Below are 8,081 nucleotides of genomic sequence, written 5' to 3'. Positions count from 1 at the left end.
CATCTATTATGAGACAGGCTGGCTGGAAGATTCTCTCATGGTCCAGTTGAATGTCTATGGCGAATCGTATGAGAGCACACCCCATCCTCGTTTCGAGACAGTTCAGATGTCGGATTCGTTTGTCATCTGGTACTCTGCCGGGTTTTTCCAGGAGATTTACCTCAGTTGTCTTTCAAGGCCTCTGCAGGGGAACGCTCCCTGTATGCCTCCATATTACAGGGTGGATTACGTGACTCTTTACCATCCGGATGATGTGACGGTCATCGGACACGAAAAAATAGTGGGTCCTTATGAATTCTGTGATGGATCGGGATTGTTGCGAAGGGACGAAGATTGAAGGTACGACCGGAACTGGAAAAGGATTTCAATACGATCCGAAGTATAACACGCGCGGCTTTCGATAACGAGGAAGAGCCGGATCTGATCGAGGCGATAAGAGAATCGTCATACTATATCCCGGAGCTTTCCCTCGTAGCGGAGACAGGGGGGAAGGTGACGGGCTATATTATGTTCAGCAGGATAAATGTAGTAGGTGACAACGGTGATATGGAAGTGCTCAGTCTTGCTCCCATGGCAGTAATACCTGATATGCAGAATCGGGGTATAGGTAGCAGACTGCTGAGAAAAGGCATCGAAAAATGCAGGGAACTGGGTCACCGGATCATAATTGTCATAGGGCATCCGGAATTCTATCCCAGATTCGGGTTCGTGCCGGCCCGTGACGCCGGTTTTGAAGTGCCTTTCGATGTGCCGGACGAAGCGTTCATGGTGACTGGCCTTGTGGATGATGCTCTGGAAGGTGTTGGGGGAATGGTGATCTTTTCTCCGCCCTTCGATGGGCTCGTCTGAATCGAGCAGGAAAGGAATGTTGAAAGTGAAAGTGATGATCATTTATATGACTCATCATGACTGTGCTGAAAAGGCCGCGAAGATGTTAAAGGATAGATTGGGTGAAGGGGCCGAGGTGGTCAATCTGAAAAAGAACGGTCCTGTTCGATTGGAGGACTACGACACAGTCATCATCGGTGGCTCGATTCACGCCGGGCAGGTGCAGAGAAAACTAAGAAAGTTCTGCGAAAAAAATCGGATGATACTGGTGAGAAAAAACCTTGGGCTTTACCTCTGCTGTATGGAAGAGGGAGAGAAAGCCCAGGTACAGTTCGACGCCGCCTTCGATGAGGTCCTGCGGAACCACGCGACCGCTCAGGGGTTGTTCGGAGGCGAATTCGATTTCTCCAGGATGAATTTTCTGGAAAAAAAAGTAATAAAGAAGGTGGCCGATATCACAGAAAGTGTATCAAAAATAGACGAATCGAAGATAGCCCGGTTCGTCGAGTCTATATCGGGAGCCACTGAGTAAGCGAAAGCATTTCGGATTGATGCATGGACATCGCCTGCCTCACATTATCCCGGCAAAAATCATTTTAATTATCAAGGAGCCTGTTGTACCCTGTGAGCATGGGGCATGTCAGATGACATGACAAGGCGATATGAACCTATAAGTGGAGATGTATAAAGGAGAAATGATGAGAAGGAAAATAATCGTTCTATTGTGTGTGTTTATGATTCTTTCTTCGGGTAGCGCGTTGGGAGAGGACTGGAAGCTGTCCATGGACGCGAACGTGACCTTTACAGAGAACGCCTACAGTGATAACTGGGTGGGGGGGGAGACAGGGGCACTCATCTGGGTGTTCAATTCGAATTTCCTCGCGGAAAAACAGCTGACTTCGAGTTTTCACACGAAGAACACGTTTAAACTTCTGTTCGGACAGACGCACAACCAGGATACAGAGACCAAGGTATGGAGGAGCCCTGAGAAATCGACCGACCTGATCGATTTTGAAAGTGTTCTCAAGATCACAAAGGACTGGGTAGTAGATCCTTTCATCAGTGGACGTGTGGAGACACAGTTCTGGGATGGCAGCGATCCGGAAAATAACAGGTATATAAACCCGATGAAGATCACCGAGGCGTTTGGCGCGTCTAAAGATCTGATCAAAGAGGAAAAACGCGAGTTGGACGTCAGGCTGGGTGTAGCGACCAGACAGTATGTCGATCGCGATCAGATAGTCGATGACACGAAAAAGACGTTTACCAGTCTGGATGTAGGTATACAGTTCGACTCCGAATTCAAGACGACCTTTTCGGAGGACAAGATAACCCTGACAAGCAAGCTTACAGTCTACCAGGCTCTGGCCTATTCGGAGAAGGATGCTGTCGCCGGCACGGAGGCCGAGGATTACTGGAAGGCTCCCGATCTGAACTGGGAGAATATATTTACGGCTAACATAACGAAATACCTGATGGTCAATCTGTATATACAGCTGTTGTACGACAAAGAAGTAGATCTTGGCGGTCGGTTCAAGCAGACTATGGCGCTTGGAGTGACATACAAGTTTATTTGAGGCCGGGCCTGATGGCATCGGGAGATATGATTTACGGGCAAATCGATCCATGACAGGGAGGCAGGAAAATGCTGATAACTTTTATTTTAATCGGAATAATCTCGGGGTGGCTTGCCGGCCACATCATCAGGGGGCGCGGTTTCGGCTGTTTTGGAAACCTGATAGTAGGGATAATAGGCGCCCTACTCGGTGGATACGTGTTCGAAAAAATGGGTATTCACATCTGGGGGAACCTGGGCAGGATAGCGATGTCGGTCGTCGGAGCTGTGATCTTCCTCGGGGTGATAAGTCTTTTCAGGAAAGACGGTAGCTGAGTCCGCACAACTAAAATGGAGTGACCGAAATGGACCTTACCGTTAAAAAAGCAGTACAGTCTGATGTGTCGGACATATTGAAGATCTGGAAAGAACTTATGAGTCATCATGAGAACTTCGACCAGGATTCCTTTGGAATGTGCGACTGTGGTCCCGGAATCTATGCGGATTTTCTGTCGCGGATTCTGGACGACAGCGAATATTATGTTCCCGTAGCTATTCTTGAAGGCAGGATCACTGGATATTCGGTTGCTCATATCACACATCACCCTCCCCTTTTTAAGCTGATGCCCAGGGGGGAGATCGTGGATATTGCCGTTCTGGAGCAGCACAGGCGGAAAGGCATAGGTGCGGTTATCCTGTCGGGCATCATCGAATGGTTTCATCGGGAAAAAATATTCAGGATAGAGATGAATGTGGCCGAAGAGAATGATATCGGCCGCGCTTTCTGGGAATCCTCGGGGTTCAGGCCGTTTCTGAGGAAGATGTACCTGGAACGATAAGGATGTGCCATGAATAACTCGTTGTTATCATCCGCGTTGTTGTTTGTTTTTGCCTCGTTTGTCATCGCTGGCTGTTCTGGTGGGGAAGAAGTCGAGGGGCAGAAATATAAGAACGGTATCCACAGGTTTTCAATGATCTTTCCCGAGGGATGGGAAGTGACCGAGCAGTACGGTGAGGACGAACCTGTAGTCGCTGCTTCGAAACTCGATCCTGAAGATCCCGAGTTCATGCTTGCCTACATCACGGTAGAGGTAATTGAACTTCCTGACAAACCTGGTCTGGACGAGTATTTCAACTTTATCAGGAAACAACAGTCTCATGAGGCAAGCTATTACAGTGAACACGGATATGGTGAGATAAAAATAAATGGAAGAAAAGCCATGTACCATTTCTTCGATGTGGATTTTGAAGATACTTATGTCAGGCTTCTGGGCTATACATTAGTCAAGAAAGATCGGGGATACCTCATCACGTGCGGTGCAGAACCGGAAGATTTCAGCACGTATCACGATATCTTCAGACATTCAGCTTACACCTTCCGGATAGACTAGACGTCTGTCCGGGTATTCTCGAAAGGAGAATGATGAAACATTCTATCATTACAATTTTATTGGTTATAATGGTTTTTGCCGCAGGTTCCGTTCAGGCATTTCCCTTTGTCGAATTCGGGATCAAGGGGGGAGTCGAGTTCACGAACCAGAGTTTCGACGCGCCTTATGATCTCGATCCCGGTACAAGGGTAGGAATTCACATCGGAGTCTTCGGAGAATGGCTCGATCTGCCGATGTTCAGTCTGCTGACTGAGGTGGCATACGTTCAAAGAGGTATGAAGAACGATGTCCTGGACATCGATAATGACAGGACGATCGAGTTCGATAATCGGATCGATTACATCAGCATCTCGGTCCTCCCGAAATACAAGATCTCATTAGTCGCCGCATCGATCTATATCGCATGTGGCCCAAGGATCGATTACAAGCAGAGAGTAGCCGATGATACGATCTGGCAGGAGGAAGGAACGGATGATTACCTGCAAGATGTCAACATCGGCGGTGATATCGCTCTGGGAATCGATTTTAACCGGTTTTCCGGAGAATTTCGTTACAGCAGGGATTTTACCCCCTGTTTCGATAACGAGGGTCTTGAAGGAGCCGAGCCGGTCGAAGTGATCAATTCATCGTTCGGATTCCTGTTCGGAATCAGTTTCTAGCAGAGTGATAGTCTGACACAGTAGCCGGAAACAATCCTTGCGGGCGGGACGTATTAATAACTGATAGACGCATAGGTATTGCGACCCGCATTAAGGGAGGATTCCGATGATTCGTGTAGATAAACGTGAATTCGCGAAGAACGTCATATTTTATTCAGTATTCATCATGGTGTTTCTGTGCATCAGGTCGTCCGTGTTCGCGAGCTATATCGTGCCTACGCCATCGATGAATCCGACGATACTGGAGGGCGACCTCTTCTACGCGAACAAACTTGCCTACAGGCTGAAGGTTCCCCTGACAAAAAAGACGATTGTTCAGTGGGCCACACCTGATCGGGGCGACATAGTGGTCTTCAAGTTCCCTCTTGATGAGGGCGAATTGTATACCAAGAGGGTGATGGCTGTCGCCGGTGATGTCGTCGAGGTAGTCGGAGGTCACCTCCGGATCAATGGAAAGCCTGTTTCGCAGAAGTTAGTAGCCAGGGGTGAGGGGAGTCTGATATTCGAAGAAGATCATTCCGGGCATAAATACAGTATCCAGCATATTCCAGGGGTTCAGACTCTAAAAACGATGGAGAGGATCGTCGTGCCTGAGGGGCAGCTTTTTGTCTGTGGCGATAATCGGGATAACAGTTATGACAGCCGGTACTGGGGGTTGCTTCCTCTTGAGAATGTCGAGGGTGAACTCACTGTCTGCTGGTTCTCCATAGACCTGAAAAGCTGGAGACCCCGTTTCGACCGGATTCGGATGATGTGAACTCTTATTGACCTCCGGGGTCCATGAAGTTACCCTGATGTGAAGATGACGGTCAGGAAGATGACGGTCAGGAAAGGACGCGTCTGATGAGTGTCTTCACCGAAAACGGATTCGCGTTTGTCTATATAATATTCGGTCTGCTCGCCTGTTTCTGGGGATACCGGATGTTCAAGGCAGTGCTTGGCATGATCGGATTCATACTCGGTGCCTACCTTGCGGGGGGGCTCACCGCTTCTTTCATGGGTGGGATGGGGATCGTACCCCTGATCGCGGGAGTGGCTGGAGGCCTGATCTGCGGGTCGTTGTTTGTGGGACTGTATTTCATGGGGATCTTTGTCCTTGGCGCCGCGGCAGGCTGGCTCTTCGGAGTGATAATTACCAGCGTGGCCGGTAACACCCTTCATATCCTTCTCTTTGTTATCCTTGCTCTGGTGGGAGGGATCCTTGCGGTTACTTTTCAGAAGACGATCATCACAGTAGCCACAGCTTTTCTTGGTGCATGGTATCTGGTAGCCGGATCCTTTTTCTTCATGGGCAGTGGATATACCCCGATGATCACTTATCGCGACCCGGCAGGCCTTTCCATGTCAGGAGGTGGTCCCGGACTCGTGATTTTGATCTGCTGGCTGGCGCTGTCTGTGTCGGGGATGATATTCCAGTTCAAATACTCTAAAAACAGTGATGATAGATGAGACTCCGGGAAAGGTGGGAATGAGTAGCGAAAAATATGACAGGGGAATGAAGAAATTCAGGGAGATAGATGGAAAGGGCGGCCTCAGGGCCGTCGAGTATCTCGAGGATATCGTTCCGGAAATAGGCCGCTATCTGATTGAATATCCCTTCGGTGATATCTATTCGAGGCCGGGGCTGGATATCAGGACAAGGGAGCTTGCGGCGATAGCCGCGATGGCGGCTATGGGAGGGTGCGATCCTCAGCTGAGAGTTCATATTCATGCAGCTCTCAATAATGGCGCAACTCGACAGGAAGTCATCGAGGTAGTTCTCCAGATGAGTGTCTACGCGGGATTTCCAAAGGCGATAAACGCCCTGTACACGGTGAAGGACATATTCGACAAGAGAGATTCAAAGGGGAAGGAAGAGTAAGGTCTGACACGACGACTCTCCGGACCCATTTCAGGACAGGATAGATATGTTAATCGATCTAAAAGGAAAGACAGTGCTTGTCACCGGAGCGAGCAGTGGGATAGGCAAACAGATAGCGATAGAACTGGCTGCTGCCGGAGCTGCTGTAGCAGTTCATTACAATATACACAAGAACGAAGCTGTCGAACTGGCTGTAAAACTTGGGAACGGTTCGAAAGCTTTCAATGCAGATCTGGGAATAGTCGAAGCGGCTGTAAGTCTATTCGATACTGTCGTGGAGGAATACGGTCGTGTGGATGTGCTGGTGAATAATGCCGGTATCTTCGAACCCTGCCCTGTGGAAAACCCGATGGAGGAGTGGCTGGATTCGTGGGAAAGGACATTGACAGTCAATCTGACATCAACCGGGATCTTATGCAGGGCTGCTATCAGACATTTTATGGAAAAGGGTGGCGGAAGGATAGTCAATATCGCTTCGAGAGCGGCCTTCAGGGGGGAGACGAAAGATTATCTGGCTTATGCCGCATCCAAGGGGGGGATGGTGTCTCTCAGCCGGTCGATCGCCCGCTCGTTCGGGAAAAAGGGCGTAAAATCTTTTGTTATAGCGCCGGGGTTCGTAAGGACTCCCATGGCCGAGGGTATCATTGACGAGGAAGTGGTCATCAGGACCGAGCTGGCGCTTGGAGAGATGACGACTCCAGGAGATGTTGCACCCCTGGTCGTACTGATGGCATCGGGAAAACTTGACCACGCGACGGGTTCGACCGTCGATATCAATGCCGGAAGTTACATGAGATAGTGGTGTATTAGATGGCAGCAGACAATTGGTTGAAGGAGAAAGTAAGATGGAAAATTATAACGCAGTGACCGGTGAACAGTATGGTGGATTGAAGCCTACCGTCGATTCCGTATTCTCCAACGGCTGGAACCGGACATGGAAGAACTTTTTCGAGCTTCTTCTCGCGCTTATCGTCCTGTTTGCCGCCGCAACACCGATGATGATATCGGGTTTCGTATTCGGCCAATACTATTACTACGAGGGGTCGACGCTTGGGTTCTTCCTATTCATTTACGGGTACCTTGTCCTTGTGCCCATGAGATACGGGATGGCAAACATCTATCTCCAGGCCGCCAGAGGAACGAGGTGTTCCGCCTCAGGATTTGGAGCGGCATTCAGCAGTTATCTCCACGTCATCCTGTCCGCGCTGATAACGCAGGTACTGGTGACTGTCGGAGTTATTTTCTTTATTATCCCAGGTATCATTGTGGCATGTAAGCTGGCTTTCGTGCCTTACCTGGTCACCGACCGAAAGCTCGATGCTATCGAGGCGGTGCAGACAAGCTGGAACATGACGCGGGGCTACACGTTGAGTATTTTTATGATATATTTCCTTTTCATCCCGATTCAGGTAGCCGGATTTTTGGCTATGGTAGTGGGGACGATACCAGCGACGATGTGGTGCGGGACTTCCCTGGCGTCGATGTATCACGCGGTCGAGAAAAGGATGATGGATGACCAGATAGACGGGAATGATTCATTGCCCGGTGACAATCCGGAGATCGAAAGTTCCATGGAATGAAAAAGAACGTCATACTACTATTTATTATTATCATTATTTCAGGGGTACATTCGTACGGCTCTGTTGCCGCGGAAGGTGAACCCGGTCTCTGGCCCGAGATCGAATCTTACGAGGAAGGGTATTTACAGGTATCTGATCTTCACAGGATACATTACCGGGTCTGCGGCCATCCGGAAGGTATCCCTGTCTTCGTTATCCACGGCGGGC

14 protein-coding genes are annotated in these 8,081 nt (G+C 49.4%); all 14 read left to right on the top strand.

The window, feature by feature from the left end; all coding sequences use genetic code 11:
- Window positions 1-337 (top strand): hypothetical protein (locus tag KOO63_10455; protein ID MBU8922226.1); only part of this gene is annotated, 337 nt, incomplete at its 5' end.
- Entirely contained in the window at window positions 334-849 is a 516-nt protein-coding gene (locus tag KOO63_10450) for an N-acetyltransferase (protein MBU8922225.1), read from the top strand. The genes KOO63_10455 and KOO63_10450, both read left to right, overlap by 4 nt.
- Before the next feature lie 16 nt (window positions 850-865).
- Entirely contained in the window at window positions 866-1,360 is a 495-nt protein-coding gene (locus KOO63_10445; GenBank protein ID MBU8922224.1) for a flavodoxin domain-containing protein, read from the top strand.
- A 166-nt stretch (window positions 1,361-1,526) separates the two neighbouring features.
- Window positions 1,527-2,405: a DUF3078 domain-containing protein gene (locus KOO63_10440; protein ID MBU8922223.1), complete on the top strand. Its 879-nt coding sequence runs from the start codon at window positions 1,527-1,529 to the stop codon at window positions 2,403-2,405.
- Window positions 2,406-2,473: 68 nt separating this feature from the next.
- The gene (locus tag KOO63_10435) at window positions 2,474-2,719 is read left to right on the top strand and encodes a GlsB/YeaQ/YmgE family stress response membrane protein (GenBank protein ID MBU8922222.1); all 246 of its coding nucleotides are present in this window, start codon (window positions 2,474-2,476) and stop codon (window positions 2,717-2,719) included.
- Between the two features lie 29 nt (window positions 2,720-2,748).
- On the top strand, window positions 2,749-3,222 hold the full coding sequence (locus tag KOO63_10430; GenBank protein ID MBU8922221.1) for a GNAT family N-acetyltransferase: 474 nt from the start codon (window positions 2,749-2,751) through the stop codon (window positions 3,220-3,222).
- A 9-nt stretch (window positions 3,223-3,231) separates the two neighbouring features.
- On the top strand, window positions 3,232-3,774 hold the full coding sequence (locus KOO63_10425; protein MBU8922220.1) for a hypothetical protein: 543 nt from the start codon (window positions 3,232-3,234) through the stop codon (window positions 3,772-3,774).
- A 29-nt stretch (window positions 3,775-3,803) separates the two neighbouring features.
- Window positions 3,804-4,433 carry a PorT family protein gene (locus tag KOO63_10420; GenBank protein MBU8922219.1) on the top strand — a complete coding sequence of 210 codons (630 nt, stop codon included), beginning with the start codon at window positions 3,804-3,806 and terminating at the stop codon, window positions 4,431-4,433.
- A gap of 106 nt (window positions 4,434-4,539) precedes the next feature.
- Complete coding sequence (lepB, locus tag KOO63_10415; protein MBU8922218.1) at window positions 4,540-5,190, top strand: signal peptidase I; 651 nt, start codon at window positions 4,540-4,542, stop codon at window positions 5,188-5,190.
- A gap of 86 nt (window positions 5,191-5,276) precedes the next feature.
- Window positions 5,277-5,882 (top strand): TMEM198/TM7SF3 family protein, encoded by a 606-nt coding sequence (locus KOO63_10410; GenBank protein MBU8922217.1) that lies wholly within the window; start codon window positions 5,277-5,279, stop codon window positions 5,880-5,882.
- A gap of 19 nt (window positions 5,883-5,901) precedes the next feature.
- Window positions 5,902-6,294 carry a carboxymuconolactone decarboxylase family protein gene (locus tag KOO63_10405; GenBank protein MBU8922216.1) on the top strand — a complete coding sequence of 131 codons (393 nt, stop codon included), beginning with the start codon at window positions 5,902-5,904 and terminating at the stop codon, window positions 6,292-6,294.
- Between the two features lie 46 nt (window positions 6,295-6,340).
- Complete coding sequence (locus KOO63_10400) at window positions 6,341-7,093, top strand: SDR family oxidoreductase (GenBank protein MBU8922215.1); 753 nt, start codon at window positions 6,341-6,343, stop codon at window positions 7,091-7,093.
- A 46-nt stretch (window positions 7,094-7,139) separates the two neighbouring features.
- Window positions 7,140-7,874 carry a hypothetical protein gene (locus KOO63_10395; protein ID MBU8922214.1) on the top strand — a complete coding sequence of 245 codons (735 nt, stop codon included), beginning with the start codon at window positions 7,140-7,142 and terminating at the stop codon, window positions 7,872-7,874.
- Window positions 7,871-8,081, top strand: a 211-nt coding sequence (locus KOO63_10390) for a hypothetical protein (GenBank protein MBU8922213.1), incomplete at its 3' end; no start/stop codon positions are given. The genes KOO63_10395 and KOO63_10390, both read left to right, overlap by 4 nt.

The sequence above is a fragment of the Candidatus Latescibacterota bacterium genome (genome assembly GCA_019038625.1).
Lineage (GTDB): Bacteria > Krumholzibacteriota > Krumholzibacteriia > Krumholzibacteriales > Krumholzibacteriaceae > JAGLYV01.
Note: the sequence above shows the minus strand (reverse complement) of the source record. Positions and strands in the feature narration are given on the sequence as shown.